The following is a 1,385-nucleotide window of genomic DNA, read 5'->3' as shown; positions in this document are numbered from 1 at the left end:
TTAATACCGCCTTGCGCACAAACCGAGTGAGAACGTTTTACTGGTACTAACGAAAACAAGTCAACTTTGACACCTGCCTCCGCTGCCTTAATCGTTGCCATTAAGCCGGCTAAGCCGCCGCCGACTACAATAAGTTTCCCTTTACTCATCGTACCCCTACTCCTTTAAACCTAGTTTAAATTATACAAACGCTAAAACCGCACGAACACCTACGAAAGCTAGCGCTACGAAAATTCCTAATGTCACATATGTCGAAATCCTCTGCGAGCGAGGGGTTACTGTAAGCCCCCAACTGATCCCGAAAGACCATAAGCCGTTCGCAAAATGGAATACCGTAGAAAGAATTCCAATTATATAAAATACCAACATGGCTGGACTATGCAGAATATTGGCCATCATTTCATAATTGACTTCCGCTCCAAGAGCGGCTTGAATTCTCGTTTCCCACACATGCCATGAAATGAAGATAAGTGTAACGACGCCCGAGATGCGCTGCAATAAGAACATCCAGTTTCGGAAATAGCCATAGTTGTTTACGTTATTCTTGGCTGTAAATGCAATATAAAGACCATAAATCGCATGGGATAAAATGGGTAAGAAAATAATAAAAATCTCTAATGCGTAGCGAAAAGGCAAGTTCCCCATAAAACGTGAAGCTTCATTAAAGGCCTCAGGCCCTTTTGTCGCAAAATGATTCACTACTAAGTGCTGAATAAGAAAAATCCCAATCGGGATAACGCCTAACAATGAATGCAATTTGCGATAAAAAAACTCTTTGTTTGCCGCCATACGTTAAACCTCCGTTGATGAAATAAACATTTTGATTTTGAGAATAGTGCTGTTCCTATCTATTTATCAAATTTTGTTAATCTGCAAACCTTAAGCAAATTTTATAAAATGAGTGCAAGTTTTTATCCTCAGATCTTATACTTCTATAAATGAGTAAATTATAATTTCGACATTTCCATATGCTATGTGTAACCGAAAATTAACACTATTCTTTAACGCGGTCTTCTTTTATTTAAATACATGTATTTACTATCCAAACTTCAATTTTATGCTGAATCTATAAGTCAGTTATATACATATGGAGGCTTCCAAGGATATTCTGTCGTTAAAAAGTCGGCCAACTCTTTGCTTTTTTGTTTTCTTTCTTTACGCATTCTTGCTCGATCTGGCGCGGTTTCATGTAATTTTTTCTCTTCTTCTGTTTCCGGAATGACTTGTGGAACAGGTGCTGGACGTTTATGCTCATCAAGTGCGACAAATGTTAATAGTGCAGTTGCTGCGATTGTACGCTTGCCGCTTCTTAAGTCTTCGGCAATAATTTTCACAAAAACCTCCATGGATGATGTACCGGTCCATGTCACATACGATTCAAAACA

General features: G+C 38.7%; 2 protein-coding genes and 1 pseudogene. All 3 read right to left on the bottom strand.

Annotation, left to right across the window (positions count from 1 at the left end; all coding sequences use genetic code 11):
* Positions 1 to 149 (bottom strand): FAD-binding protein (locus H540_RS32545; RefSeq protein WP_155891117.1); only part of this gene is annotated, 149 nt, incomplete at its 3' end.
* Between the two features lie 31 nt (positions 150 to 180).
* Entirely contained in the window at positions 181 to 789 is a 609-nt protein-coding gene (locus H540_RS0122255; RefSeq protein ID WP_028402438.1) for a succinate dehydrogenase cytochrome b558 subunit, read from the bottom strand.
* A gap of 284 nt (positions 790 to 1,073) precedes the next feature.
* Positions 1,074 to 1,385 (bottom strand): annotated as a pseudogene (locus H540_RS0122250) (acyl-CoA thioesterase); the annotation flags it as partial.

This window comes from Ectobacillus panaciterrae DSM 19096 (assembly GCF_000430785.1).
Taxonomy (GTDB): domain Bacteria; phylum Bacillota; class Bacilli; order Bacillales; family Bacillaceae_G; genus Ectobacillus; species Ectobacillus panaciterrae.
This window is presented reverse-complemented; position numbering and strand designations above follow the sequence as displayed.